The organism is Vreelandella sp. 2A-K22 (genome assembly GCF_054065485.1).
This window is the reverse complement of the sequence record NZ_JBSUGC010000009.1, coordinates 191,158-217,237: the sequence shown is the minus strand read 5'-3', so window position 1 is coordinate 217,237 and position 26,080 is coordinate 191,158. Positions and strand designations below refer to the sequence as shown.

Below are 26,080 nucleotides of genomic sequence, written 5' to 3'. Positions count from 1 at the left end.
CTCCTTTTTTAAGAGCGTACTTTCTGTGAAAGTTGTTCAGGCAGCCAAGTAACGATTTCGGGAAAAAGCATAAATAAAATTAATGCAATGAGCTGCAAAATTAAGAAGGGTACGATGGCCCGGTATACAGTTCCCATACCAATATCAGGTGGCAGTGCTCCCTTTATGTAAAAAAGCGTGTAGCCAAAAGGCGGGGTGATATAACCCATCTGAGCAGTAATAAGGAAAAGCACTCCGAACCAGACCGGATCAAATTGAAAGGCGTTTATGATAGGTAAGAAGACAGGCACACATAAAAGGATGATGCCAATTTCATCCAGGAATAACCCAAGGAAGACTAAAACCAGCATCATGGAAAGCAGTACTAACCAGCGATTCATTTCAAGGTCTTGAATGAATTGTAGAAGCGAGTCCGCCCCGCCAGTGCCGGTGAAGATGGATACAAATATCTTCGCCCCAATCGTGATCCACATAATCATAGTGGTCACACGCAAGGTATCCATAGATGCAGCAGATAAGTTTTTAAATGTCAGCTGCTTCTGAAAGGCCGCTGAAATCAACGCCCCAACAACACCCACTGCTGCTGCCTCGGTGGGCGTGGCAATACCTGCATAGATACTACCCAGCACGGATAAAACAATCAGTACTGGTAGTATCAGAGCTTTAAGAGAACTCAACATCTCCCCTAGGTTTGTCTGCTCTCCAGACTGCCGAGGAGCTAGGTTTGGCTGGATAATTGCTCTCAGAATAATATAAAAAATATACAGTCCTGCCAGTATTATTCCTGGAACAATACCGGCAGCAAACATTTTGCCAACTGATATCTGGGCAGTAGAAGCATATACAATCGTAATAATTGAGGGAGGAATCAGAATGCCTAATGTACCTCCTGCACAGATTGTGCCCAGTGCTAATCGCTGGTCATAACCGCGCTGTAGCATAGATGGCAATGCGAGGATGCCCATTGCCGCAACAGCCGCCCCAACAATGCCGGTCATCGCCGCCATCACCGTACAGATCGCCACGGTACCGACGGCCAATCCTCCCGGCAAACGTCGGAACCAGAGCTCCATTGCACGATATAACGCTTCAATAATACCTGAGCGCTGAAGCACGCTTGCCATCAGCACATAGAGTGGGATAGCCAGCAAGATGTCTGATGTCATTGCATCAAAGGTTTGGAGAACGGTCAGCACTAGTGCATCAGCTCCCCACAGTATGACTGTGAATAAAATTGCCAAAAATGCCAGTACAAATGCTAAAGGCATCCCGCTGAGCAACAATACCAACAGTGAGACAAACATCATTGAAAGGACAAGAGTAGAACTCATGCTTTCACCTCTTGACCTTGAATACGCTTAACTGCCCAAATAATTTCAGCCAGCGCTTGCATGAGAAGCAATAAAAAAGCGATCGGAATAAGCGCTTTCACCGGCCAGACGGGGGGATTCCAAGAGGTAAATGAAGTTTCACCACTTGCGTAGGCATTCAGCGCTATAGGTAGGCTCTGATCTATAAAAATCACCGTTACTACAACAATCAGCGCATATGTTAGACAGTCTACTAAGCCTGCCAACTTAAACGGCAGTTTACGGTAAAGTATGTCAACGTTGACGTGTCCAGCAGTATGTAGAATATAAGGGCCAGCCAGTAAGAAGTAAGGGCCAAATAATAGTGTCGCAAGCTCCATAGCCCAGGTAGTGGGTGCATTGAAAAAATAGCGGGACACTACTTCGTAGCTGATGACGGCCACCATAATGAAGACAAAAGCCGATACAACCGTGGCCACCCAACGGTTAAGAGCCGTTATAAGGCGGCAGTAGCCAAGAAGAACAGCCATAATTGAACCTCGATGGGAAGGCAATCCGGCCTATTACCGGATTGCCAGCGCGCGGAACCGTAAGGTAGGAACTCAGTCAATCAAGCCAAGTTCTTGCATGAATTCGATTTGGCTATTGAGAATTTCGTTAGCCAATTCGTCATCTCCAGCCGCTCTCCTCCATGCATTCATCGCGGTCGGGCGCCCTTCTGCAATGAGATCGGGGCTCAAATGGGTGATCTGTACGCCTTGCGCTTCGAACTCTTCGAGAGCAACAGTATCCTGGGCAAGGATGTGCTGCCGTAAAGAAGACGAAATCTCACGGGCAGCCACTTCCAAGGCCGCTTTGTAAGAGTCAGGTAAACTATCGTAAGCCGCTTGGTTCGCTACATAACTGGTAGCTGTCGTGGGTTGGTGAAAGCCAGGTACAGCTATATATCCGGCCACTTCTCCCAAGCCTGCTTCAAAATTAGCGGTCAGGTCGCCGCGATCGGCAAGATCAATGACCCCTTTTTCAAGTGCTTGATACACCTCTGCCGTAGGCAACCCTGTCGTAGACACACCAAATTCGCTCATCACCGTGCTGGCCAAGCCAACGAAACGGCCTTTTTTGCCATCCAGATCATCCAGAGATTCGATAGGAAATTTAGAATGGATGGGTTCTTGCCCATAAACCGTAGGTGCAATGTAGTAGAGACCTGCTGACGCATAGGCCTGACGAGCCAGCTCAATTCCCCCTTTCTCATAGAACCAAGCTTCGTACTGGTCAGACTCAGGAAAACCAAACGGTACTGTGCTGGTGAACGCGAAAGCAGGTATAGAACCTGCTTCATAGCCGTCAAATGTCTTCATCATCTGGAAGGCACCTGCACGTACAGCTTCAAATGCTTGGGCCGATGGCGCTAATTGTCCACCGGCGAACAATCGAATTTCAAATTTCCCATCAGTTAATTCGGATACCCGCTCTACAAATTTTTCTTCGTATTCATAGGGCGTTGTCCCCGCATCCCAAAGCGCCTGCATTCGCCAGTTTACGCTGGGCAGATCCTCGGCAATAGCAACAGAAGGAGCCACACAGGCTGTCACAGTGGACACAGCTGCGATCGTTTTTAAAAAGAACCAGCTTTTATTTATAGTTGTTAAGTTCACGATGCTCTCCATGGTGAATGGCAGTGCTATTAGCGCTAACTAGAGACTGCTGCATCACCGATTATTGTTAGAAATAAAACATACTCTTATCTTAAGTTAGGGTGATAGAGAAAACTGGACAAGGTACAATATTCAAAATTGACCCATGTACTGTACCCTTTCATTAATGGGTACAATTGAGCATTTTATGAAGCAAAAAACACCTCGAGCGCAACAAGTTGCCAATACAGTTATTGAGCGCATTGAGCAGGGGCAGCTAACGGCGGGGACAAGGTTACCCTCCATTCGCAATGCAACCCTGAGCTTTGGGGTTTCAAAAAATACTATAATTGATGCTTACGACCGCTTAGTCGCGACCGGATATATCAGCCCTCGGCGCGGTTCTGGCTTTTATGTGGAAGCAACCAGACCAGCTCACCCAGCTATCAAGCCTGAACATTTTACTGAAGCGGTCGACTTGGTTTCTCTATTAAGAGAACAATTGAATCAGCATTATGAAGTCAGAGCCGGAGATGGACGCCTGCCGGCAAGTTGGATGGAAAGCTCGGACATACGCCGCTATTTCAAACGCAGCAATCAGGATAATGACGCCAGAGATGAGTTCGAATACGGCAACCCTCAGGGATTGATCGGCCTGCGAGAAGATATCGCCAGAACGCTAAACGATCGTGCAATTAGCGTTCATCCAAATCAAATCTTGATGACGTTCGGCGCCAACCATGCACTCGACCTGATTGTTAGGCATTTTGTAGAGCCCGGTGAAGTGGTGCTAGTTGAAAGCCCTGGTTATTACCCAATGTTTGGTAAATTACGCCTACAGCGTGCCAAAACCATCGGCATCACTAGAGGGCCTCAAGGGCTGGATCTCGATATGCTGGAACAGAGTATCCGGGAATACCGGCCAAGGCTTTTGTTTGTTCAGCCTATGGCTCACAACCCTACCGGCACATCCATGTCTCTCCAGAATATGCATGCCTTATTACGTATCGCTGAACAGCATGATTTAACCATCATTGAAGACGACCCTTTTGGTGATATTCTCCCCCGATCAACGCCCCACCTTGCTTCGCTCGATGGCCTTAACCGAGTCATATACGTTGGCACTTTTTCCAAAACGCTATCTGCCAGTATGCGTTGTGGCTACATTGCAGCTAATCAGACGCTGGTTCGGTCACTGATTGATATTAAAATGCTCACGGTGGTTACCAGTTCAAGCATTATTGAAAGGATGATCCATGAAATGATCATTCATGGTCGCTATCGTCGCCAAATGACTCGTTTACGCGAGAGAGTGGCCAAGGCTAGCGCAGCAGCGATCTCCTCGTTGAAAAATATTGGTTTCAAGCAAATTCAGCCACCCACCGGGAGTTACTACATTTGGTGCCCTTTACCAAAAAGCGTAGACGGCCTTGAGCTAGCAAAAAAAGCCTCTGCACAGGGGATTTTCCTAGCACCTGGAAACTTGTTTACTTTAGGCAATGACGAGTCAGGGTCAGCTCTTCGAATCAATATTGCTCTAGCGAATCACCCTTTATTACTAAACTTTCTAAAGGAAGAAGCACTGAGCTAGCCGGTTAAAACCAATGCAGCTATTGCATTGACACTAACTTTCAAGAGCGCGACGACAGCGCAACCCCAATACAAGTCGCCACGCAAACTTGTTGCTACAGCAAGCGGCAGCCTGGAAAATATGCCACTCATTCAACCATGCTGGCCTCGACCTGGGATGACCAGATTAGCGAAGTTGCAGGGTTTGTGGCGGCTATCCAATTGCTCTGCCAGAATGCCGTCCCAGCCGGTGCGGCAGGCGCCGGTTGAGCCAGGCAGGCAGAACACTACCGTGGCGTTGGCTAAGCCGCCGAGGCAGCGGCTCTGGATGGTGGAACTGCCAATTTCCTCACCACTTAGCTGACGAAAGCGTTCTCCAAAGCCTTCGATGCGCTTATCCAGCAGCACCGAGATGGCTTCAGGGGTAGAGTCACGCCCAGTGAAGCCAGTGCCTCCGGTGGTGATGACTACCTGCACATCCGCCTCGGCGATCCAGTTCGCGACCACCGCACGAATACGATAGACATCGTCAGGCACTATGCGCTTTTCAACGAGAGTATGACCGGCGTTGGTTAGCCGCTCGACCAAGGCTTGACCGCTCCGATCCGTCTCTTCCGTGCGGGTATCCGAGACCGTGAGTACGGCTATGTTGAGGGGCACCATTGGCTCACTCATTGACGTCACCCTTGTTTGGCTGCTTTCTTTTTGGCGTGGTGAGCTTCCCAGGCCGCCATTTGCTCAGGCGTAGCGGGCGGCTGGTAAAGCTCCTTCCACTCGCTGTAAGGCATACCGTAAACGTACTCGCGGGCCTCTTCGTAGTTGAGGCTTTCATCCCGCGCTTCAGCAGCGCTAACCAGCCATTTCGATAAGCAGTTGCGGCAAAAGTCCGCCAGAATCATCAGATCGATATTCTGGACATCTTTGTTATCGTCCAGATGCTGTAGCAAACGCCGAAACGCGGCGGCTTCAAGCTCGGTGCGCGTGGTTGGATCTAACTCATCAAACGTTGACATAACCGTTCCTCTCATACATGGCTTGGGTTATTTAATAACTTAAGGTGAAGCATAACAAAAGACACCGCCGAAAGGCGGTGTCTTAGCGACCATTAAATGCTTATTAACTGGTTCGCGTTGCCGACGGTTCACTGCTGCCGCCAGATGACTTGCGGGCCGCCACCTCTTGTTCCGATAGCGTTTGGTCTTTGACCTCTTCGTACCAAAGATTATGGTGCTCTTTGGCCCAGGTCTCATCCACATAGCCCGTGGTCATACCTTCTAGCGCGCCTTCGGTACCCAACGTGCCGATATAGATATGGCCGAGGGAAACCGCCGTAAGCCCCAATGCGCCCACTGCGTGGATAATATTGGCCCACTGCATGGTGTCACGGCCCTGGTCGAAGTTGGGGAAGTCGAGCACGAAGCCACTGGCAACCACTAAGATTCCCACCGTCGCTAACAGCCAGTACCAGGCTTTTTCACCACCGTTGGCAAAACCAGCATCCACATGCTTTTTGCCAATCATACCGCCGCCTTTCTTGAACCATACCCAGTCGTGCTTTTTGGGAATATTGTCTTTGATCAAGCTGACCAGCAGGATCACCAGCAGAATGCCAAAGATCGGCCCCAGGTAGTTATGCAGCACTTTTGTCGCCGCAATCATCCAGGCCCAAATCCCATCGCCAAACAGTGGGCGGAACACGAATTTACCGAACAGCAGCGTCATCCCGGTCAGCGCCAGAATGATAAACAGCGTTGCTACCGTCCAGTGCAGCGCGCGTTTCATCAGCGTCCAACGCAAAAGTAGACGCCCCGTGCGCGGCGCCTCAAGCTCTTTACGCCCGACAATGAAGTAGAACAGCGCGATCAGCGCCGCCATGCCAAATACCGCAATCAAACCAAACGGCGACACCCAGCGGTTGCGAATCTGCCGCCAGGTTTCACCGCTTGCATTGATCAAGCTGTAGTCGCTTTCATAACGCGAGTCACGGTAGTTAGGCCCGGTCTCTCCACTGCGTACCTGACGCCACTGGTCGGCGGTAATGCCGGGGGCAGCGGTGTTCATTTCACGGTCAGGATCCGCTTGAGCCAACGCCACTTGCGTGAAGCCGAGGCTAAGCACCAGAGCAAACGCCACCAACATAAAGCGCCAAATACCCAGGGCGAGCCCTTTACCTGAGCGTGGCACCCCACCGGATGCCTGTGCAGTCAACAGGTTCATGACACGCCTCCTTACCCTTTATGGGCAGCATCATAGGCTAGGTTGTCGGCACTGGCCTGAGGGTTATTAGACCAGGCGCCATCTTTGTGCCCGCGATGGACAACACGCTGACGGAAGATATCGGCCACGTCTTGGGCATCACCGGCAAGCAGCGCTTTGGTGGAGCACATCTCAGCACACAGCGGCAGTTTACCTTCGGCAATACGGTTGGAACCGTACTTCTCGTACTCCTCTTCTTTGCTTTCGGCCGGGCCGCCCGCGCAGAAGGTACATTTGTCCATCTTGCCGCGCTCACCAAAGGCATCCTGCTGGGGAAACTGCGGGGCGCCAAACGGGCAGGCGTAAAGGCAGTAACCACAGCCGATGCAGAGGTCTTTGTCGTGCAGCACGATGCCGTCATCGGTTTTGTAGAAGCAGTCGGTGGGGCACACCGCCATGCAAGGGGCGTCGTCACAGTGCATGCAGGCGACGGAGATGGACATTTCATCCGCTTCACCGTCGTTGAGCGTGACCACGCGACGGCGCTGAATGCCCCACTCGACATCGTTGGCATTTTTACAGGCGGTGACGCAGCCGTTGCACTCAATGCAGCGTTCGGCGTCACACATAAATTTCATTTGAGCCATGGTGTTCTCCTCATGCCGGTGCGGGATGGCTCCCGCACCGCCGTGCTGTCAGGTCGGTCGAAGCTTAAGCCCGCTCAATGCGGCAGATGGTGCACTTGGTCTCTTGCATCAGTGTCACCGGGTCATAGCCGTAGGTGGTGGCGGTATTGGCCGCCTCACCAATGATGTACGGATCAGACCCATCCGGGTAACGGTCACGCAGGCTTTCGCCCTGGAACATGCCGCCAAAGTGGAACGGCATAAACGCTACGTTACGATCGACGCGAGGAGTGACCAGGGCTTTGACCTTCACACGGCCCCCTTCTGCCCCTTCTACCCAAACATCGTCACCATCTTTGATGCTGAGGTCGTTGGCGTCCGCCGGGTTAATTTCGACAAACATCTCCTGCTGCAGCTCGGCAAGCCACGACATGGAGCGCGTCTCTTCACCGCCACCTTCATACTCAACCAGGCGCCCAGAGGTGAGAATCATTGGATACTCGCCAGTGTTGTCGCGATCCTGAATGGTTTTGTACATGGTCGGCAGGCGCATGATGGAGTCGAAGTCGTCCCAAGTAGGGAAGCGTTCAACCAAATCGCGACGCGTGGTGTAGAGCGGCTCACGGTGCTTCGGCACTTGGTCGGGGAAAGTCCAGACCACAGCGCGTGCCTTGGCGTTGCCGTAAGGCGCGCAGCCATGCTCAATGGTGACACGCTGGATACCGCCAGAGAGGTCGGTTTTCCAGTTTTTGCCTTCCGCCGCCTGTTTCTCTTCGGCGGTCAGGTCGTCCCACCAGCCTAGGTCTTTGAGCAGTTGGTCGTTGAACTCTGGATAGCCGTCGTCGATATCGCCACCTACCGGCGCTGAACCTTCCGCCAGAAGGTTGACGCCGTCACGCTCGATACCAAAACGGGCACGGAAGCCCATGCCACCTTCCATCACCGGCACGCTGGTGTCGTAAAGGTTAGGCGAGCCTGGGTGGCCGAACTCTGGCGTGCCCCAGCAGGGCCACGGCAAGCCGTAGTAATCACCGTCCGCCGGGCCGCCCTCTGCGCGCAGATTCTCGAAGCTGAACGTGTGCCAGTTTTTCTGGTGCTCTTTGAGGCGTTCGGGGCTTTGCCCGGTGTAACCGACCGTCCACATACCGCTGTTGATTTCGCGCAGAATGTCATCGATGAGCGGCTCGTCGCCGTTCATCTGGTAGTTCTTGACCAACTCATTACCGAAGCCCAGCTTACGAGCAAACAGGTACATGATTTCGTGGTCGGGCTTGGACTCAAACAGCGGCTCAATCACGCGGTCACGCCACTGAATCGAGCGGTTAGTCGCGGTGACACTGCCTGTGGTTTCGAACTGGGTGGCCGCTGGCAGCAGATACACGCCGTCGCTGCGATCATGCATAACCGAAGCAACGGTAGGATAAGGGTCAACGATGACCATCATCTCAAGCTTCTGCATCGCTTTTTGCATCTCGACGCCGCGAGTCTGGGAGTTAACCGCGTGGCCCCAGTAGAACATTGCTTTCAGCGCGGTACGCTGGGAGATATTCTCGTCCTCTTCGAGCACGCCATCGACCCAGCGCGATACGGTAATACCGGCAGTGTACATGGGCTTACCATCGGCATACTCGGTATCGTCATAGCGGCCTTTAAGCCACTCGTAGTCGAGATCCCACACCTGCGCCCAGTGCTGCCAGGCACCTTCCGCCAAACCGTAGTAACCAGGCAATGAATCGCAGCCAAGGCCCAGGTCGGTCGCCCCCTGTACGTTATCATGGCCACGCAGGATGTTAGCGCCGCCGCCCGCCACACCGATATTCCCCAGCGCCAACTCAAGAATGCAGTAAGCGCGGGTATTGTTGTTGCCGGTGGTGTGCTGGGTGCCGCCCATACACCAGACCACACAGCCAGGCCGGTTGTCGGAGAGGCGTTTAGCGACATCGTACATCTCGGCTTCGGGGACACCGGTGACTTCTTCTACAACGCTGGGCGGGAAGTTGGCGACTTCAGCGCGCACTTCATCCATACCGTAAACGCGCTGATTGATGTACTCGTTGTCTTCCCAGCCATTTTCAAAAATGTGCCATAACAAGCCCCAAATATAGGCGACGTCCGAACCGGGACGTAGACGCACGTATTTGTTGGCCTTGGCGGCAGTACGGGTAAAGCGAGGGTCAGCGACGATAATGTCGCAATTGTTGCGCTCTTTAGCGATCAGGATATGCTGCATCGCCACCGGGTGCGCTTCACTGGGGTTGGAGCCAATGAACAGAATCGCCTTGCTGTTATGCATGTCGTTGAGCGAGTTGGTCATCGCTCCATAACCCCAGGTATTCGCCACGCCGGCCACGGTGGTGGAGTGGCAGATACGCGCCTGGTGGTCGGTATTGTTGGTGCCCCACAGCGAGGCAAGCTTGCGCATTAAATACGCCTGCTCGTTGCTGAACTTAGCCGAGCCCAACCAGTAAACGCTGTCCGGGCCGTGCTCTTCGCGCAGCTCAAGCAGTTTGTCGCCAATCTCGTTAATGGCGTCATCCCAGCTCATACGCTCCCACTCACCCGCGACTAACTTCATTGGGTACTTGAGACGCCGCGTGGAGTGGCCGTGCTGGCGCAGCGAAGCACCTTTCGCACAGTGCGCGCCACGGTTGATAGGGTGATCAAAAGCGGGTTCCTGCTTAGTCCAAATGCCCTCTTGAACTTCGGCATACACGCCACAACCTACTGAACAGTGGGAGCAGATGGTGCGTTTGGTCTCGACCGGCGAGTCCAGCACGGGGGTTTTATCGGCTGCTTCTGAGCGCTGCATCATGGGCGCACTCATAAAGCCAACGGCGGCCATACCGCCAGTGGCTGCACCGCTGCGTTTGAGGAACTGGCGACGGGAAATACCCAGCCCTGAGGCCTTGGGGGTGTCTGTTTTGCGAGTTAAGCGCATGGCAAATCTCCTGGCATTCCGCCGTCAGTCACGCAGCGAGGCGTAATAAGCACGGACGTGATCAGTCTCACGGTAGTTAACCGTTGGTTTTTCGTTTTTCACCGGGGCAGTGTCAGCCTGTGCCAGAGTGACATGACCGACTGCCGCCGCGGCGCCAGCAGCGGCGGTTCCCAACCCAACGGTTTTCATAAACCGACGGCGCTCAGCGTTGTGTGACGGTTGCATGGGTTTCTCCTCTTGCATGCTTTTTTATGCGGGTCTTTTTTTGCTGTTTCTTTTATGAAGCCTGCGTTAAGGCTCAAGAATACGCACTGGCGTATGGCCCGCATCAACCCTCAAGCGAGCCTGTTCGCTCTCCATAAAAGCGCTACCCAACTGCCCCAGCGCTGCATAGAAAGCGGTGTCTACCTGCCCCAGGTCGGCAAAACAGCTGGCCGCCCAGGGGGCTAAATGTTGGCTAAAGAAATAACCCTGCTCAGAGCTTTCGGCGTCGATCAGCATCGCCATCACTTCACACAGGGCAGCCAGATGATCTTCCGGATCCCGGGTATGCTCACTGCGTTCAAAGCCAAGCACTTTTAGGTCTTGGCGCAGCGCCACCAGCGCCGCCTCCATCAATTCGCCGTTGCGGTACCAGGAGGCGTAGGGCACCACCTCACCTTGAATCACACCGACCAAGTGGCGAAAGTGAGCTCGCTGCAGTCTCTCAGCATCCGCACCGTTAGCCGCTACCGCCAACGACTGCCAGCACTCTGCCAGGCGGCTACCATCTTGCTCGATAGTTAGCTCAGCCAACCAGTCGAGTAGTTCTGGATCTGGCGCTTGGCGCAGTAGCGTGGCTAACAGCCGGTAGATATCGGCGCGTAGCGCATCCGCTTCTTTGAGCGTGGGCAGTGCATCCGTCATCGGCTTATACCTTCAGTTGCGCGTCAGGGTCGCGAATCATGGTTTTCCAGACATCTTTTACCCGGCAGTCTTCGCACATTTCCAGGCGGATCATCGCCTCGCCGGCGAAGTAGGGGTGGTTAGCCAATTTCTGTTTAATAGTAGCGACCGTGCTGACAGTGGCAAACGGCTTACCGCAGTTGATGCACTCAAAGGCCGCTTCTTCGTGACAGATGTGGCGCGTTTCGCGGGCATTGGATGCCAGAAAGCCTGGCATCAGAGTAATCGCATTTTCCGGGCAAGCCTGCTCACACAAACCACACTGCACACAGTCCGCTTCAAGGAAGCTCAGCGCGGGCGTTTTGCCGCCTGATTTTAATGCCGGGGTCGGGCAGTTGCTGACACAGGCGTGGCAGAGCGTGCAGGCATCGCTATCGACTTGAATGGCGCCGTAGGCAGCGCCTGCTGGCATAGCAGCCCGCTCGCCGTTGGGGTTGCCCAATTCAGCCAACCGCGCTAGCACACGGTTAAAGCGCGCACGCTTTTCTGGCTCAGGCAGGCTTAGCGGTGACTCTGTCAACGGGGTGAGTGCCGGTAGCGCATCCCTGCCTGCATCATCGGCTATCTCGATCAGCTTTATGCGAGCACGGTCATGGCCTAGGGCGTCCAATAGAGCATGCGCTTGAGTGAGCTGATCGGTCAAAAAGGCGCTTAAGCGGGCGGGCATATTGGGGTGCAGTTGGATACGCACTTCGGCGGCACCGGCGGCCAGAGCGGTTAGCCACTGGTCATGGCCCGCTGCGCCCAGCTCTTCTAGCGGTGCGTCGATGATATGACCTGCGGTGACTACACCCGCTGCGCGCTCAGCATCTTGGGAATCATGGGTAATAAAACGCAGCACCGGGGCTTGGCCACCCGCTTCGCGGTAGGCGCCCAGCCAAGCAGAGAGCGTATCCTGCTGGCGGCGCGTTTCCGGTAGGCGAAATTCGATAGCGCCAGAGGGACAGGCACTGGTGCAACTGCCCACGCCTTGGCAGAGAAAGGGATCAATCTCGATGTGAGATTCAATCCGCCCCTGAATGCTGGAGATGGCATCCGCGGGGCAAACATCCAAACAGCGGGTACAGCCAATGTTGCCGCTGGTAGAGTGGGCACATAAGTCGCTATTGACCTGAAAATAACGCGGCTTGTCGAATTCGCCCACCAGCCCCACAAAGTCGTCGAGGATGTCGTTGCGCTGCTCGACATTCTGCCACTGCATTACCACATAGCCAGGCGGTGGTAATTCCACCGGTAGGCAAGGAGAGGCATTTAAATCCAGGACTAGGTCAAACGCCTCTCGCTCGATCAGCGCACGGGCAAGATCAAGCGGCTCATCGCCATCAAGCAGCGTTTTGAACATGCCCAAATGGCCGCTAATGCGCAGCTTTTCTGCCTGGGCGCGGGTTAGCGCCTGGGTGGTGAGGATCTCGGTGGCAGCGAGCAAGTCACTATCATTAACTCCGTCGTCAACGCCTTCGGCGTTGGGCGCGGTAAAAACCAGCGTCAATGAAGCCAAACCACGCCCTTGCAGAATACGCGCGGCTTGTCGGGTATCGCGCTCACTGCCGAGCAGCAGCGCATGACCACGGCTGTGATAGGTCACATTGGCAGGCGTTAGGTTAGCGGGCCACGAGATACGCTGGCGTACCGTCTCCCGAGCCTCGGCATTGCGCTGGTCGTCTAGCGACGCCAGTTGGATTCGTTGATTCATGCGCTCTCACGGTCAGTGAATAATTCTTATTATAATTTTGAGTTATACTATCTAACTATTGTGGCATAACAATGCATAGAAGCTAAGTTCAGCCTATGGCGAAATACGTATTTTGCCAAATTAATTACCGTCAACGCTGCCAACGCTGGCGACTGTTAACACACCCAATAATTTGATTTTTATAATTTTATCACTAATCTCATGTTTTCGTCTTAGGATCAGATAAATAATCAGACTGGTCGTCTAGTAAGGTGTTTTCTACAGTTTTGACACCATCATCGCGAGGTGTTGAGGAGTCGTCCTCTAGCGCGACCGGTTTCTCACTTGTTTGCTCGTTCTCTGCCAACTCTTTTGGGGACTCGGGCTCGTCTAGCGACTTATCAACCGCCTCTTCCACTTTATGCGTCCAGCGGCGCAGTTTGCTGGCGAGCTCGGAGTCCATGGGCTTTAACAGCTGATTGTAGTCGGCATCATAGTCATCCAGGCCGTCGCGAACGTTGTAGTTGCCGGTGGCCCACAGGCGCTTCAAAGCACGCCGCCGCAGGGCTCCGCTTACTCCTGGCACCATAAAGGCGCTGAAGTCGCTGCCCGCTTCCAGCGTTTCAGGGTCGGGCAAGGTGTGGTCTAAGCTGCCGGGCTTAGGTGCTGGTTCTGAAGGCGATTGTTCTGCAGGAGACTGTTCTAGTGATGTCTGCTCTGGCGCTTCCTGCGCGGCATCAGGTGAAATATCCGATTTGGCCGCCAGTTCCTCAACGGGCTCTGTAACCGGCGGCGCATCTTGCTCTTGGGGAACGTTGCGTTTTAGGCGCGACCAGCGCTCTAGGCGGCTCATTGCGGCTGCTCCTTGGTGGGGGTCTCTTTGGCGCGCCCCGCTCCTTTGCGTTTTTTCTTGCGCATCTCCATCGGCGCTTCGCCGTGGCGTGCGAGGTAGCTCTCAATCCAGACCTGAATGGCCATGGGCATTGGTGCTTCGAGCACCTGCTGCTCACCGTCCATCCAACCGGCTGCCACGTCCTGACTAGCGGTAATCGCATCAGGTTTGGGTGTTTGCCCAGTAAAACCCGCTCGCACAAATAGCCGTGGGGTGGCAGACGTCAGGTTGAAACGGTAGGCAGCACGCTCGGTCATCGACAACTGCAGGTTAAGCACATTGGGGCCCTGATCACTCAGGGTAAGCTCTGCAATACGCCACTGGGTTAGCGTAAAGCTTTTCACCTGCTTAGCCTCGGCGACCAGGGTGATACTCAGTGAACGTAAATTATCAGACATCGCGTTAAACCCCTTAGCGAAGTATCTAAGCACAGCACTTGAGCACAGTACTTAAGCGAAGCACCTAGACTTTGAACGGATAGCAGTCGAACAGGTAGACAAGTAAGCCTCTCCAGCGCCATCATCGTCAACTCTGACCTTTTTACTCAGGTATTTTATCAGGCTCAGATGCTTTCATATCAGCAGCGAGGATTGCGGATGCACGCCCTTCAGTTAAGCCGAGCCCGCTTACCGGCCACTACCGAGATCAGCATCGTTGACGAGTATGGCGATGCACGCCAGCAGGCGATTGCCGCTGAAAGAGCGTTGACGGTCTACCTCAACAAGCGTGAAATTGTCACTTTGATGACCTTGGGTGACGACCCGGAGGCTCTGGTGGTCGGCTATCTGCGCAATCAGGGGCTGCTGAACGCCGCGGCTGATTTAGAGGCCGTGCAAGTCGATTGGGAAGTAGAAGCCGCGGTAGTGATTACTCGCCATCTGCCCGAGGATTTAGAAATACGCTTAAGCACCCGTACGGTCACCACCGGCTGCGGCCAGGGCACGGTATTTGGTAAACTGCTCGACCAAACCGCTCTCACGGCGCTGCCCGATACTCAATTGGCACAATCCACGCTTTATCAGCTGCTGCAAAACCTTAACGCCTACAACGAGACCTACCGCAGCGCTGGCGCCGTTCATGGCTGCGCGCTGTGCCAGCAAACCGACGTACTCGACTTTGTTGAAGACGTAGGACGGCATAACGCGGTGGATACCTTGGCGGGGCGCCAATGGCTACAACAGGCCGACAGCGCCAATGCGGATATTTTCTACACCACCGGGAGACTGACTTCCGAAATGGTACTCAAAGTGGCACAAATGGGCATTAGCGTGCTGGTTTCTCGCTCAGGCGTCACCCAAAAAGGCGTCGAACTGGCCGAACGCTTCGGCGTGATGTTAATTGCCCGCGCCAAAGGGCGCCATTTCCAAGCGATCAACACCCAAAACCGTTTAGCCCTGGACGCTATTCCACCGCGCCCATCCCATGCCCGTTCATCGCAAGAATACCGCTCATCAAAAAAGGCAAGCTCATGATCCCTACTCACGACCTCACTGGCATGGTTCTCGCGGGCGGCGAAGGGCGCCGAATGGGCGGTCGTGACAAAGGGCTGGAGCCTTTTGCGGGCCTGCCACTCGTCGGCCATGTGGTGAAGCGCCTTGAAGGTCAGGTGGCCGAGCTACTGATTAACGCCAACCGCAATGCTGACGCCTATCGCTTTTTCGCCGATCGCGTTATAGCGGATGTTGTAATGGACGGTGCCGAAGGCGGCTTTAAAGGCCCTTTGATGGGGATCTATAGCGGCCTGCAGGCGGCAAAAACGCCGTGGCTACTGGTCGTTCCCTGCGACTCCCCCGCCCTACCTGACGATTTAGTGGCGCGCATGGTACAAGGTATTGGCCAGCATGATATCGCTGTGGCTTTTGATGGCGAACGGCTGCACCCGGTAGTTGCACTACTGCGCACCTCGCTGGCCGATGATTTGGCCGCCACCTTGGCCGAGGGCGAGCGTAAGATCGATCGTTGGTACGCTCGCCATGCTTGGTGCAAGGTTGATATGTCGGACTGCCCTGATGCCTTTGCTAACCTTAATACTGAGGAAGAGAAGCTGCACCTGGAAAAAGTACTCATGGGTTCTTCGAGCAAGGAGGTGAAATGACCCTCTCCTGCTTTGATCTTGGCGAGCAGATGCTCAGCGTGGACGAAGCGCGTCAGGCGCTCGCCACCTTGATTGAACGCCCGCTGGGCAGCGAACGGATTCCGCTGGCGCAGGCTCATGGTCGCCGATTGGCCACAACCGTGAAAGCCCCCATTAACGTGCCGCAAAATACCAATGCGGCCATGGACGGCGTAGCGCTAGCCTTGCCCAGAGAAGGTGTTGGAGCCAAGCAGACCCGCTGGCCGTTGGCTGGAGAGGTGTTGGCCGGTCAGTATCGCCGCGAATTAGTACCTGCCGGTCACTGTGTACGCATCACCACCGGTGCCCCACTGCCGCCGGGCACCGATACCGTGGTGATGAGTGAACAGCTCCGCGAACCGTTAGATGAGCAGCCTGGGCATGTGATCATCGAGTCGCCAGAACTCCTCAAACACGGCCAACATGTTCGCCAGGCCGGTGAGGATATTGGTCTCGGCGACACGGCACTGCCTGCGGGAGCACGGCTCGATGCGGCGGCCCTAGGGCTTTTAGCGTCGTTAGGTTACGCAGATGTTGCCGTATGTCAGCGCCCAAGGGTGGCGATCTTTTCCACTGGCAATGAAGTCGCTGCTCCCGGTGAGCCGCTGCCCAAAGCAGGTATATACGATGCCAATCGCTTCACCCTGATGGGCTTGCTTGCCGAACACGGCGCCGATGTCATTGACCTGGGCATTCTCCCAGACGATTTAAACGCCATTAAAACGGCCCTTGAAGACGCTGCAGAGCAGAGCGATTTGGTAATCACCAGCGGCGGTGTTTCCGTTGGCCAGGCTGACTTTACCCGTGAGGCTCTGGAACAGTTAGGCCGCCTAGCCTTCTGGCGGGTAGCGCTGCGACCTGGGCGCCCCATGGCTTGCGGCTGGCTGGGTGAAAAGCGCACGCCGTTTGTTGGCTTGCCCGGCAATCCGGTGGCGGTCATGGTAACCTTTCTACAGTTTGTCTCGCCGCTGCTGGATCGGCTGTATGGGCAGCCGACATCAACACCCCATCGCCTTACTGCGATTGCCGACACCGCCATAAAAAGTCGCTTGAAGCGCACTGACTTTATCCGTGGCGTTTACCATACTGATAGCGAAGGACGGTTACTCGTGCGTAGTACCGGCGCCCAGGGTTCGGGCATTTTAACCTCGATGGTGGCTGCTAACTGCTTGATTGAGCTTGCCGACGACCAGGCAGGCGCCCAGTCAGGCGAGGTAGTCAGCATACAACCACTAACGGGATGGCTATGACCGAGCAACGACCCGCACAACCACAAGCTAATCAGCAGCGATCTGTCCAGCCAGACGCTGACCAGCAACTGATCGACGACTTTGGTCGGCGCATTAGCTACGTGCGCATCTCGGTCACCGATCGCTGCGATTTCCGCTGCGTGTACTGCATGAGCGAGGAGATGACGTTTCTGCCCCGCGCCCAGGTACTGACGCTGGAAGAGATCGCTATGGTGGCGCGCGCCTTCACCGAGTTGGGGGTCGAGAAAATTCGCCTTACCGGCGGCGAACCGCTGGTACGCCGCGGCATTGAGCAACTGGTCGATGAGATCGGCGCCATGCCAGGCCTTAACGACTTCACCATGACCACTAACGGCGCCAGCCTACGCAAGCACGCCAAGCAGCTTTACTCAAGCGGTCTGCGGCGGCTGAACATTAGTCTGGACTCGCTAAATGCGGAGCGCTTTAAGCAGCTCACCCGCACCGGCGATTTAGCCAAAGTGATCGACGGCATTCATGCCGCCCAGGAAGCGGGCTTTAAACGCATCAAGCTCAACGCGGTGATCTTAAAAGGTCGCAATGACGACGAAGTAATCGACCTGGTCACCTTTGCACGCCAGGAAAACCTCGATATTAGCTTTATCGAAGAGATGCCGCTGGGCGATGTTTCTGACCACTCACGGGCGGAAACCTTCTACTCCAGCGATGACGTTCAAGACTTGATCGAAACGCGCTATCCGCTGATCCCCACGACCGAAACCACACCCGGCCCATCGCGCTACTTCAAGATGGCCGATAGCGACAGCCGGGTTGGGTTTATTTCCCCCCATAGCCACAACTTTTGCGATACCTGTAACCGGGTGCGCGTGACCGTGGAAGGCCGCTTGCTGCTGTGCTTAGGCAACGAACACTCGGTCGATCTTCGCGCCGTGCTACGCCGTCACCCCGGTAATATGCAGGCGCTAAAAGAGGCGATCATCAACGCCCTGCCGCTTAAGCCCGAGCGCCATCACTTCACCACCGATGGCGATGTGCAGGTAGTACGCTTTATGAATATGACAGGGGGCTAGGCGTTGGCAGCGTCAGAACGGTTGGCAAAAGTGCCGGTGCATATCATTACCGGCTTTCTCGGCAGCGGTAAAACAACGCTTATCCACAGCCTCATCGAACAGAAGCCTGTGGATGAAACCTGGGCCATTTTGGTCAACGAGTTTGGCCAAATCGGCATCGACCAGGCGATGTTTGATGCCCGTGATGATGTGGTAGTGAAGGGCCTTCCCGGCGGCTGCCTTTGCTGCCAGCTCGCCTTTGTACTGCAAGCGGCGCTGGTGAATTTACTCGCACGCAGCAAGCCTGATCGCGTCATCATCGAGCCCTCAGGCCTTGGCCACCCGGCAGGTCTGTTGGATCTACTGCGAGGGGAAGCCTTCCAGCAAGTGGTCGAGGTACGCGATATTATTGCTACTCTCGACCCACGCCGATTAGATGACGCCCGCTCCCGAACGCACGACACCTTCCGCGACCAGCTCGATATGGCCGATGCCGTGGCACTCACCATGCTCGACCAGAGCACGCCCGAGCAGCTCGGCGCCGCTCATGCGTTTGTGGCACAGCGCTGGCCACCGCGTAAATGGGTGCAGGAAGCTCCCCAAGGCGAACTCCCCATAGGACTGTTGACCCAGAGCGGACGCGCCGAAGGGAGCGATATCAGCGTACCCGCCAACCATCAACAGTTGGCGGCAACACCCAGCTTAGCCGGGTCTTTTTTTGATTTTCCGCCCCCGCCCGGCAAGCCCCAGCGTGAAACCGGCACTTCGCTGGGCTACACCAGTACGGGGTTACGTTGGCACCCAAGCGAGCGCTTCGACCTGGATAGCTTGGCCACCTGTTTGGGAGAACTCCCCAGAGAGGCACGCATTAAAGGCGTGTTTCATACCGATAGCGGCTGGAAACGCTTTAACCGCGCCGGAGGTACGCTGAGCGTTGAAAGCAGCGCGTGGCGGCAAGACTCCCGGCTGGAAGTTATTCTTCCCGATACGAGCCCCGCTCTCGATATCGAAGGCCAACTCCGCTTACTGACGCTGGGTTAAGCGCCCGTAATCAATCTCTCGATGGCCTCTGCAGTAACCGGCCGCCCAAACAGATAGCCTTGATAAGCGTGACAGTCGTGCGCCAGTAGCCACGCCTGCTGCGCTTTGGTCTCTACGCCTTCTGCAATGACCTCTAGATTGAGGCTCTCTGCCAGGGCAATGGTACTCTCGACAATCGCTGCGTTGGCTTGGCTTTCGAGCACCTGCTGCACAAAGGATTGGTCAATTTTCAGTTGATCCAGCGGCAGTTGCGCTAAATAGGCCAGGGACGAGTAGCCGGTGCCAAAATCATCCAGAGAGAAGCGTACACCGCGCGCTTTAAGGGCAAGCATTTTATCTCTGGCGTCGTCTCGCGCTTCCACAAACAGTGACTCGGTCACCTCCAGTTTTAGCCGCTGAAGCGGCGCCTGAGTGCGCGCAAACACCCCCTCTACACGAGCCAGAAACTGCTCATCGCGAAACTGAAGCGGACTAATATTCACCGATATGGTCAGTTTGCTTAGCCGTGGATGCTGCGCCCAACGCGCTAATTGATAGCAGGCATCTTCCAATACCCATTCGCCTACATCGTTTATCAGCTCATTGCTTTCCAGCAGCGGAATGAAATCGCCTGGTGAAACAATGCCGCGTTCAGGATGATGCCAGCGCAGCAGCGCCTCAACGCCAGTGATCACGCCATGGTGATCCACTTGGGGCTGATAATAGAGCTGCCACTGCTGGCTGGCCTGCGCTTGGCGCAGATCCGCTTCTAATTTCACATGGGCCAGAAGCGCAGCCTGCATCGAGGGGTCAAAAAAGCACACGCCATGGCGGCCGTTGTTCTTAGCCTGAAAGAGCGCCATATCTACCTGCTGCAGGTAGTCATCCACGCCGTACTCATTGCTGGCCATGATCGCAATACCAATACTCCCCGTCACCGTGATGCTCTCTTCGGCCAGAGTGATTGATTCGTTAAGAGTTGCCAGCAGCTTGTGCGCAATACGCTCTGCCAGCCGGGTGGTTTGAGCGTAATTGCTATCCACGCCTTCGATTAATACCGCAAATTCATCGCTTCCCAGCCGCGCCAAGGTATCGGTATCGCGCAACATCTGCCCCATTCGCCGAGCAACGCTCTGCAATACTTGATCCCCCGCATAGTGCCCCAGAGTGTCATTGATTTGCTTAAAGTTATCGATATCGATAAATAGCAGTGCGCCGCAACGCTGATGGCGCTGAAGCTCTTTAAGGGCATTACCTATGCGATCCATAAACAGCCGCCGGTTGGCCAACCCGGTTAAGGTGTCATAAAATGCTAGCTGATGAATCTCTTGTTCAGCGGCTTTACGCTCGCTGATATCGCTCATGGTGGCCACGTAGTGAGTTAAGGTGCCCTCAACGCTGTAGACAGCGCTAATGGTTAGCCACTCGGGAAACAGTTCACCATTCTTACGCTGGTTCCATATCTCGCCTTCCCAGTTGCCGGTTTTGATAACACGCTTCCATAAACGGCGGTAAAAGGCGGCGTTTTGTAGCCCAGAGCTAAACATGCGCGGATTGTTACCCACTATCTCCGCTTCGCTATAGCCGGTAATGCGGCTGAAGGTCTCATTCACCTTAAGAATGATGCCCTGTGGATCGGTAATAAGGATGCCTAAGTGCGTCTGGAAGGCGGCAGCGGCGATTTGGGCCTCGGCACGGGCCTGTTCACGCTCCTCAATACGCTGACGTAGTTGATGCGACAACGCTAAACGATTCAGGTAGTGGCGCGCCCCCCAAGCACCCAGCAGGGCAATCACTGCCGTCACCAACATTAAAATCAAAGCACGCTGCCGCCAGGCCGAGAGCAATTCGTGAAGATCAACGCCAACCACAGCCAGCATCGGATACTCGCCTACTCTCAGCATGCGAAACAGCCGTTTGCGGCCATCAATAGGTGAGTCAATGTTGATTGACCATGTGGACTCACCACGGGTAAGCCACTCGGCCGTTTCTGGGCTCTCAATTTGACTGCCAATCGAAAATGGCTTTTCGGGGGTCGGGTAGCGAGCAATAAATTTTAATCCGGGGTCGACCAGGGCAATGCTCTCGCCGTCATAGACACTCATCTGCTCCAGGGCGTCGGCAAACACTTCAGGTACAATGCTAGAGATGACCACCCCAGCAAACTCGCCGGACGAGGTTTCTAATCGTCGACCATGGTACAAATAGTAGCGTTGGTCACTGATAGACCAGTAAAGCGGGGTAATCAGTTCTTCTTGTCCTGCTTGCTTAAAGGCATTAAACAACGTCGTATCGCTGATATCAGCACCTGCTCTTCGGCTGCTGCGGCCACTCGCCATTACTCGGCCTTCAGCGCTCAACACAGCGATTTCGTCCACCATGGGCACATACAGGGTCAGGTTTTCTAGCGAGCGCTGAAGGGCCTGGGCATTATCGCTATCTGGCATGCCTTGCAGGGTTAGCATCTCAGCAAGCCCAAAAAGCGCTTGCCCGCTTTGTGCAAATACGCCTTTTGCCCACTCAGCAACCACATTAGCGCGGGCGGTAATCCGCGACTCGGCGGCCTCAATTTCTTGCCGATACTGTTCACTCAGCAGCCAGCCGAAAAGCACCATCATGACAAGCAGTGCTAGCAGATATAGCGCAATCACATGGCGGCGCTGTTGGCGATAAGTCTTGGTGGCTTTCAATACATCATCATTTACATCATTGGAGGTAGCGGACATCGCGCAGAAGCCTTATTCAGGTAACCCAGGGGGACACCTGATACAGTGTAAAAAGTAACTAAAAATGATACATAACACGCGCTGACACGTGGCTTTATCCGATAGTGCCGCGGTGCTTTTAGGATGTATATCAGTTTTTATCACCGTTAATGCCCTGAAAAGCGTGACGTTATGCATGGATAGCCAATCTACCAGGAAATTGTTATGGCATCGCTGGGCCAAATGAGCGACTACGAGATACGCCTAATCCGTATTTTTAAGACGGTCGTTGAGTGCGGTGGCTTTACCGCGGCGGAAACCACGCTGGGCATTAGTCGTTCGGCGATTAGCCAACACATGAACGACTTGGAGGGGAGGCTGGGGTTTTCGCTCTGCCAGCGGGGGCGTGGCGGGTTTAGTTTAACCGAAGAGGGTAAAGAGATTTATCAGGCAGGGTTGACGCTACTGACCGCGCTTGAAACGTTTAAAAGCGACGTTAACGCCCTGCACCAAACGATTAAAGGCGAGCTGAATATCGGCATTACCGATAATTTGGTGACACTACCCGCCATGCACGTGACCAATGCACTGGCTGAGCTCAGCGCGCCGGAGCATGAGGTCACGCTGCATATTCATATGGAGCCTTCTGACGCGGTCATTCGAGGGGTGATGGATGGCCACTTGCACGTCGGCGTAGTGCCTGCAGTGAACCTGCCCACCAGTTTAGAAGCGCGGCACCTTTATGATGAGCCATCATATCTTTACTGTGCGGCTGGCCATCCCCTGTTTACGGAGGACGACGACACGCTCAGTGGTGCTGATATCGCCCAACACTCGGCTATTTCGCCCCGCTATCCGCTACCGGTTGAGGCCCGACAGGCGCATGATGCGCTAAGCCTTCGTGCCTCAGCATCCGACCGAGAAGGCGCCGCTTTTTTGATTCTTACCGGGCGATTTATCGGCTTTCTGCCTGAACACGTAGCTGCACAGTGGGTGGCAGCGGGCAAGATGCGAGCGTTGCATGCCAACACGCAGCACTACCGCATCCCCTTTGTGCTGATCACCCGCCACGACCGCCGCCCCAACCGAGTGGTCGATGCGTTTCTACGCTTAATCAAAAGCAGCTAAACCCGGCAGTATGTTTAACGCTGCTCGGTTGCCTCATTGGCCATTATCGGCGCTGGCCCCGCCTGGGGCGATGACACCAACACTTGGCTTGTCACATAGTAAACAATTGCCCCCAGCGCCGAGCCGGTAAACCAGCCGTAGTCGTAGAACCAGTTCATGGTGCCAGTTAACAGCGATAGCAACGTAAGCGCCACCGGCACGCCAAAGGCGATAAAACCCGCGATGTTCACCGCAGGATAAGCATGGTTATCCATATACAGGCTGGGCACATCCAAACGCTGCTTTTTGATCAGGAAGTAGTCCACCGCCATGATGCCCGCGATGGGCCCCAGCAGGCTGGAGTAACCCAGCAGCCAGTTGGAGTACATCTGCTCCAGAGAAACCCCTGGCGGAATAACGCCCGCTTTTTGCAGCAGATCGTAGCCCATCAACAACACGCCCACCGCGCCAGTCATCAGCACGCCGCGCGTCTGGTTAATCAATTTGGGCGCAATGTTCTGAAAATCGTTGGTAGGCGACACGATGTTAGAAGCCGTATTGGTAGAGATCGTGGCGATAATGATCAACAGCATCGCCAGTACCACCCAGAAGGGGCTGTCGATATAGCCAATCAAACGTACCGGGTCGGCAACGGTTTCCCCTACCAGCGTTTCGGAAGCAGCGGTTAACACGACACCGAGTGCGGCGAAGAAAAACATCGTTAGCGGCAGCCCAATCACCTGACCAACGATCTGATCTTTTTGGCTTTTGGCAAAGCGACTGAAATCGGGAATATTCAGCGACAGCGTGGCCCAAAAACCCACCATGGCGGTTAAGCCCGCGAAGAAGTAGCCGTATACCGATGCCCCTTCAGGCCGCGACGGCGGCTGTGCCAGTAGTTCGGACATCGACATATTTGGCCACGCCCATATCATCAGCCCAACACCAACGGCTAACAGCAGCGGTGCGGCGAAGGTTTCCAACCATTTAATCGACTCTGCACCACGAATCACCACATAGAGATTCATCGCACCAAAGACAAAAAAGCCGATGACTTCACCAACACCGCCCATCGCAGCCCAAGCGGGAATCAACTCGGAGAGCAACAGATGAATGGCCAAACCGCCAAACATGGTTTGAATACCAAACCAGCCGCAGCCGACCAGGGCGCGCACCAGACAGGGTACGTTGGAACCTAAAATACCGAACGAAGAGCGTAAAACCACCGGAAAAGGAATACCAAACTTCGTACCGGGAAAGGCGTTTAAGGTAAGAGGAATCAGCACGATCACGTTGGCCAACAAAATGGCAAACAACGCCTCCCCCACGCTCAGCCCGAAGTAGGCGGTTAATACCCCGCCTAGGGTGTAGGTGGGCACGCAGATCGACATGCCTACCCAGAGTGCCGCAATATTCCACTTACTCCAGGTGCGCTCGCTGGCCTGGGTAGGCGCAATATCCTCATTAAAGCGCGAACTACTGCGTACATCGTCCCCTACATCTAGCTCTATCAGCCCACCTCGATCCACCATCTGAGAGGTTGTTTCGGTCATTTTTTATCTCCTCAGCATTGCGTTATTGCGCTGCCTAGCTCCCACGGCCAGTGGAGCTTTTCAAAAAGGCGCTTAGAAATCATGGCTTTTAGAAACCATTGTTTTTCAAAACCATCGTTCTTAGAAACCATAGCTTTTAGAAAACAAGCAATAAGCATGCCTACTTGAAAAAGCAGGTCAATTAACTCATTGATTAAAAAGCTGCCTTCCTGGACAACATTATTATTGTTAGCTTGTTATCTTTATATTTTCCCCACCTAAAACAAAAACCAACTAAACAAAGCTAGATCAAAAAAAATATTTGCACCAATTTCAAACAGAAAAAAACCAAAAACACTCGCTATAAATATACCAAACCAATGATTTTAAAAGAATAAAAAAACCATCCAAAACAGTGCAAGACCTCACCAAAAAAGTGAATATCACAAAATGGAACAATAAAAATAAGCAAACTCAATGAGTTAAAGACGATTTAACAAATCTCCTTTAAAGACTTGCTAAAACCACCTACCCAGCGCTACTTTCAACAAAAGCTGTCTATTTCGTCAGCTTTACAAAACTAGTTTCAAGAACACTACAAACATACGCTACACATCAACAATCAGAGGGAGCGTCTCATGCAGAATATGAAAATCGGGTTGATTCAGATGGGCCTGAAAACCAGCACCGATCTTGAACCAGAAGCTATTCGCGACGCCATGAACGAGGCACATCTGCCAATGATTCAGCAAGCGGCTGACCAGGGCGTGCAGGTGCTTTGCTTCCAGGAAGTGTTTAACCAGCCCTACTTTTGCCCCAGCCAGGACGGCAAGTGGTACGCCGCCGCCGAGCGGGTACCGGAAGGCCCTACCTGCCAGATGATGCAGAAGCTCGCCGCCGAGCACCGCATGGTGATCATCGTGCCGGTGTATGAAGAGACTGAAACCGGTGTTTACTACAACACCGCAGCGGTATTCGACGCTGACGGCAGTTACTTAGGCAAGTACCACAAAACCCATATTCCCCAAGTAGCCGGTTTTTGGGAAAAATTCTTCTTCAAGCCGGGAAAATCCAACTGGCCAGTGTTCAATACTGCCTACGGCAAAATCGGCGTGTATATCTGCTACGACCGTCACTTCCCCGAAGGCTGGCGGGCGCTTGCTCTCAACGGCGCTGAGGTGATTTTCAACCCTTCCGCCACCGTGGCCGGTCTTTCCCAATACCTGTGGGAGTTAGAGCAACCTGCCTCTGCCGCCGCCAATGGCTGCTTTATCGCTGCGATCAACCGAGTTGGAACCGAGGCGCCGTGGAACATCGGCGACTTTTACGGCTCCAGCTATATCGTTAACCCCCGCGGCAAAATCGAAGCTCAGGCCAGCGAAACAGAAGACGAGCTGCTGGTGCACGAGATCGATTTGGACATGGTGCGGGAGGTACGCAACAACTGGCAGTTCTTCCGCGACCGTCGCCCGGAAACCTATACCCGCCTGACCGACGGTGAATGATTCTGCTGGTAAAAAACAGGTTGCTGGTTAAGTTT

23 protein-coding genes are annotated in these 26,080 nt (G+C 54.3%); 8 read left to right on the top strand and 15 right to left on the bottom strand.

What is annotated here, in order from left to right:
• Positions 1-8: 8 nt before the first annotated feature.
• The 3 genes from ACW17M_RS14125 to dctP all read right to left on the bottom strand — a co-directional run bounded on the left by ACW17M_RS14125 (position 9) and on the right by dctP (position 2,968).
• Positions 9-1,331, bottom strand: coding sequence for a TRAP transporter large permease (locus tag ACW17M_RS14125; protein WP_457547668.1), 1,323 nt, complete (start codon positions 1,329-1,331; stop codon positions 9-11).
• Positions 1,328-1,840: a TRAP transporter small permease subunit gene (locus ACW17M_RS14120; RefSeq protein WP_027957017.1), complete on the bottom strand. Its 513-nt coding sequence runs from the start codon at positions 1,838-1,840 to the stop codon at positions 1,328-1,330. Before ACW17M_RS14120 ends, ACW17M_RS14125 begins: the two co-directional genes overlap by 4 nt.
• Before the next feature lie 72 nt (positions 1,841-1,912).
• A complete protein-coding gene (gene dctP, locus ACW17M_RS14115; protein ID WP_342584101.1) occupies positions 1,913-2,968 on the bottom strand; it encodes a TRAP transporter substrate-binding protein DctP in 1,056 nt (351 codons plus the stop codon).
• A gap of 187 nt (positions 2,969-3,155) precedes the next feature.
• Between dctP and ACW17M_RS14110 the strand changes: the two genes are divergently transcribed.
• Positions 3,156-4,538 (top strand): aminotransferase-like domain-containing protein, encoded by a 1,383-nt coding sequence (locus tag ACW17M_RS14110; RefSeq protein WP_457547667.1) that lies wholly within the window; start codon positions 3,156-3,158, stop codon positions 4,536-4,538.
• Between the two features lie 131 nt (positions 4,539-4,669).
• Here ACW17M_RS14110 and moaB read toward each other — a convergent pair whose 3' ends face one another.
• From moaB to ACW17M_RS14060, 10 genes are all read right to left on the bottom strand, one after another.
• Positions 4,670-5,191, bottom strand: coding sequence for a molybdenum cofactor biosynthesis protein B (gene moaB / locus ACW17M_RS14105; protein WP_022521835.1), 522 nt, complete (start codon positions 5,189-5,191; stop codon positions 4,670-4,672).
• Positions 5,192-5,196: 5 nt separating this feature from the next.
• Entirely contained in the window at positions 5,197-5,529 is a 333-nt protein-coding gene (locus ACW17M_RS14100; RefSeq protein WP_457547666.1) for a DUF1244 domain-containing protein, read from the bottom strand.
• A 103-nt stretch (positions 5,530-5,632) separates the two neighbouring features.
• Positions 5,633-6,733, bottom strand: a complete 1,101-nt coding sequence (locus ACW17M_RS14095; protein WP_009285875.1) for a formate dehydrogenase subunit gamma — start codon at positions 6,731-6,733, stop codon at positions 5,633-5,635.
• 11 nt (positions 6,734-6,744) lie between these two features.
• Positions 6,745-7,359, bottom strand: a complete 615-nt coding sequence (gene fdh3B / locus ACW17M_RS14090) for a formate dehydrogenase FDH3 subunit beta (protein ID WP_022521832.1) — start codon at positions 7,357-7,359, stop codon at positions 6,745-6,747.
• A gap of 64 nt (positions 7,360-7,423) precedes the next feature.
• The gene (locus ACW17M_RS14085; protein WP_009285876.1) at positions 7,424-10,276 is read right to left on the bottom strand and encodes a molybdopterin-dependent oxidoreductase; all 2,853 of its coding nucleotides are present in this window, start codon (positions 10,274-10,276) and stop codon (positions 7,424-7,426) included.
• 24 nt (positions 10,277-10,300) lie between these two features.
• Positions 10,301-10,501 carry a twin-arginine translocation signal domain-containing protein gene (locus ACW17M_RS14080; RefSeq protein ID WP_022521831.1) on the bottom strand — a complete coding sequence of 67 codons (201 nt, stop codon included), beginning with the start codon at positions 10,499-10,501 and terminating at the stop codon, positions 10,301-10,303.
• 66 nt (positions 10,502-10,567) lie between these two features.
• Complete coding sequence (locus ACW17M_RS14075; RefSeq protein ID WP_041159346.1) at positions 10,568-11,182, bottom strand: TorD/DmsD family molecular chaperone; 615 nt, start codon at positions 11,180-11,182, stop codon at positions 10,568-10,570.
• A 4-nt stretch (positions 11,183-11,186) separates the two neighbouring features.
• Positions 11,187-12,914, bottom strand: coding sequence for a 4Fe-4S dicluster domain-containing protein (locus tag ACW17M_RS14070; protein ID WP_041159347.1), 1,728 nt, complete (start codon positions 12,912-12,914; stop codon positions 11,187-11,189).
• A gap of 199 nt (positions 12,915-13,113) precedes the next feature.
• Entirely contained in the window at positions 13,114-13,746 is a 633-nt protein-coding gene (locus tag ACW17M_RS14065; protein ID WP_041159348.1) for a DUF3306 domain-containing protein, read from the bottom strand.
• Positions 13,743-14,183, bottom strand: a complete 441-nt coding sequence (locus tag ACW17M_RS14060; protein WP_022521827.1) for a DUF3305 domain-containing protein — start codon at positions 14,181-14,183, stop codon at positions 13,743-13,745. Before ACW17M_RS14060 ends, ACW17M_RS14065 begins: the two co-directional genes overlap by 4 nt.
• 198 nt (positions 14,184-14,381) lie before the next feature.
• On the opposite strand from ACW17M_RS14060, the gene ACW17M_RS14055 reads away from it, so the two are divergent.
• The 5 genes from ACW17M_RS14055 to ACW17M_RS14035 are packed head-to-tail and all read left to right on the top strand — an operon-like array spanning position 14,382 to position 19,217.
• Positions 14,382-15,257, top strand: coding sequence for a formate dehydrogenase accessory sulfurtransferase FdhD (locus ACW17M_RS14055; protein ID WP_022521826.1), 876 nt, complete (start codon positions 14,382-14,384; stop codon positions 15,255-15,257).
• Positions 15,254-15,880 (top strand): molybdenum cofactor guanylyltransferase MobA, encoded by a 627-nt coding sequence (mobA, locus tag ACW17M_RS14050; protein ID WP_009285880.1) that lies wholly within the window; start codon positions 15,254-15,256, stop codon positions 15,878-15,880. The genes ACW17M_RS14055 and mobA overlap by 4 nt, the downstream gene beginning before the upstream one ends.
• On the top strand, positions 15,877-17,148 hold the full coding sequence (gene moeA, locus ACW17M_RS14045; RefSeq protein ID WP_027957022.1) for a molybdopterin molybdotransferase MoeA: 1,272 nt from the start codon (positions 15,877-15,879) through the stop codon (positions 17,146-17,148). The genes mobA and moeA overlap by 4 nt, the downstream gene beginning before the upstream one ends.
• The gene (gene moaA / locus ACW17M_RS14040) at positions 17,145-18,197 is read left to right on the top strand and encodes a GTP 3',8-cyclase MoaA (protein WP_022521823.1); all 1,053 of its coding nucleotides are present in this window, start codon (positions 17,145-17,147) and stop codon (positions 18,195-18,197) included. Before moeA ends, moaA begins: the two co-directional genes overlap by 4 nt.
• 3 nt (positions 18,198-18,200) lie before the next feature.
• Complete coding sequence (locus ACW17M_RS14035; RefSeq protein WP_027957024.1) at positions 18,201-19,217, top strand: CobW family GTP-binding protein; 1,017 nt, start codon at positions 18,201-18,203, stop codon at positions 19,215-19,217.
• Here ACW17M_RS14035 and ACW17M_RS14030 read toward each other — a convergent pair.
• Entirely contained in the window at positions 19,214-21,922 is a 2,709-nt protein-coding gene (locus tag ACW17M_RS14030; protein WP_027957025.1) for a bifunctional diguanylate cyclase/phosphodiesterase, read from the bottom strand. The genes ACW17M_RS14035 and ACW17M_RS14030 overlap by 4 nt on opposite strands.
• Positions 21,923-22,126: 204 nt before the next feature.
• Here ACW17M_RS14030 and ACW17M_RS14025 point away from each other — a divergent pair, with 204 nt between their 5' ends.
• Positions 22,127-23,029, top strand: a complete 903-nt coding sequence (locus ACW17M_RS14025; RefSeq protein ID WP_022521820.1) for a LysR family transcriptional regulator — start codon at positions 22,127-22,129, stop codon at positions 23,027-23,029.
• 14 nt (positions 23,030-23,043) lie between these two features.
• On the opposite strand, the gene ACW17M_RS14020 is transcribed toward ACW17M_RS14025, so the two are convergent.
• Complete coding sequence (locus tag ACW17M_RS14020) at positions 23,044-24,561, bottom strand: NCS1 family nucleobase:cation symporter-1 (protein ID WP_457547665.1); 1,518 nt, start codon at positions 24,559-24,561, stop codon at positions 23,044-23,046.
• Between the two features lie 617 nt (positions 24,562-25,178).
• Between ACW17M_RS14020 and ACW17M_RS14015 the strand changes: the two genes are divergently transcribed.
• Positions 25,179-26,045 carry a nitrilase-related carbon-nitrogen hydrolase gene (locus ACW17M_RS14015; RefSeq protein ID WP_457547664.1) on the top strand — a complete coding sequence of 289 codons (867 nt, stop codon included), beginning with the start codon at positions 25,179-25,181 and terminating at the stop codon, positions 26,043-26,045.
• The last annotated feature ends 35 nt before the right edge of the window (positions 26,046-26,080 follow it).

What these genes read in the sequence shown, in the direction of transcription:
- ACW17M_RS14065 (WP_041159348.1), bottom strand. Translation starts at nt 13,746, where the DNA reads ATGAGCCGCCTAGAGCGCTGGTCGCGCCTAAAACGCAACGTTCCCCAA.
- ACW17M_RS14110 (WP_457547667.1), top strand. Translation starts at nt 3,156, where the DNA reads ATGAAGCAAAAAACACCTCGAGCGCAACAAGTTGCCAATACAGTTATT.
- ACW17M_RS14125 (WP_457547668.1), bottom strand. Translation starts at nt 1,331, where the DNA reads ATGAGTTCTACTCTTGTCCTTTCAATGATGTTTGTCTCACTGTTGGTA.
- moaB (WP_022521835.1), bottom strand. Translation starts at nt 5,191, where the DNA reads ATGAGTGAGCCAATGGTGCCCCTCAACATAGCCGTACTCACGGTCTCG.
- fdh3B (WP_022521832.1), bottom strand. Translation starts at nt 7,359, where the DNA reads ATGGCTCAAATGAAATTTATGTGTGACGCCGAACGCTGCATTGAGTGC.
- ACW17M_RS14030 (WP_027957025.1), bottom strand. Translation starts at nt 21,922, where the DNA reads ATGTCCGCTACCTCCAATGATGTAAATGATGATGTATTGAAAGCCACC.
- ACW17M_RS14020 (WP_457547665.1), bottom strand. Translation starts at nt 24,561, where the DNA reads ATGACCGAAACAACCTCTCAGATGGTGGATCGAGGTGGGCTGATAGAG.
- moeA (WP_027957022.1), top strand. Translation starts at nt 15,877, where the DNA reads ATGACCCTCTCCTGCTTTGATCTTGGCGAGCAGATGCTCAGCGTGGAC.
- ACW17M_RS14015 (WP_457547664.1), top strand. Translation starts at nt 25,179, where the DNA reads ATGCAGAATATGAAAATCGGGTTGATTCAGATGGGCCTGAAAACCAGC.
- mobA (WP_009285880.1), top strand. Translation starts at nt 15,254, where the DNA reads ATGATCCCTACTCACGACCTCACTGGCATGGTTCTCGCGGGCGGCGAA.
- ACW17M_RS14095 (WP_009285875.1), bottom strand. Translation starts at nt 6,733, where the DNA reads ATGAACCTGTTGACTGCACAGGCATCCGGTGGGGTGCCACGCTCAGGT.
- ACW17M_RS14075 (WP_041159346.1), bottom strand. Translation starts at nt 11,182, where the DNA reads ATGACGGATGCACTGCCCACGCTCAAAGAAGCGGATGCGCTACGCGCC.
- ACW17M_RS14120 (WP_027957017.1), bottom strand. Translation starts at nt 1,840, where the DNA reads ATGGCTGTTCTTCTTGGCTACTGCCGCCTTATAACGGCTCTTAACCGT.
- ACW17M_RS14070 (WP_041159347.1), bottom strand. Translation starts at nt 12,914, where the DNA reads ATGAATCAACGAATCCAACTGGCGTCGCTAGACGACCAGCGCAATGCC.
- ACW17M_RS14025 (WP_022521820.1), top strand. Translation starts at nt 22,127, where the DNA reads ATGGCATCGCTGGGCCAAATGAGCGACTACGAGATACGCCTAATCCGT.
- ACW17M_RS14085 (WP_009285876.1), bottom strand. Translation starts at nt 10,276, where the DNA reads ATGCGCTTAACTCGCAAAACAGACACCCCCAAGGCCTCAGGGCTGGGT.
- ACW17M_RS14060 (WP_022521827.1), bottom strand. Translation starts at nt 14,183, where the DNA reads ATGTCTGATAATTTACGTTCACTGAGTATCACCCTGGTCGCCGAGGCT.
- moaA (WP_022521823.1), top strand. Translation starts at nt 17,145, where the DNA reads ATGACCGAGCAACGACCCGCACAACCACAAGCTAATCAGCAGCGATCT.
- ACW17M_RS14080 (WP_022521831.1), bottom strand. Translation starts at nt 10,501, where the DNA reads ATGCAACCGTCACACAACGCTGAGCGCCGTCGGTTTATGAAAACCGTT.
- ACW17M_RS14100 (WP_457547666.1), bottom strand. Translation starts at nt 5,529, where the DNA reads ATGTCAACGTTTGATGAGTTAGATCCAACCACGCGCACCGAGCTTGAA.
- ACW17M_RS14055 (WP_022521826.1), top strand. Translation starts at nt 14,382, where the DNA reads ATGCACGCCCTTCAGTTAAGCCGAGCCCGCTTACCGGCCACTACCGAG.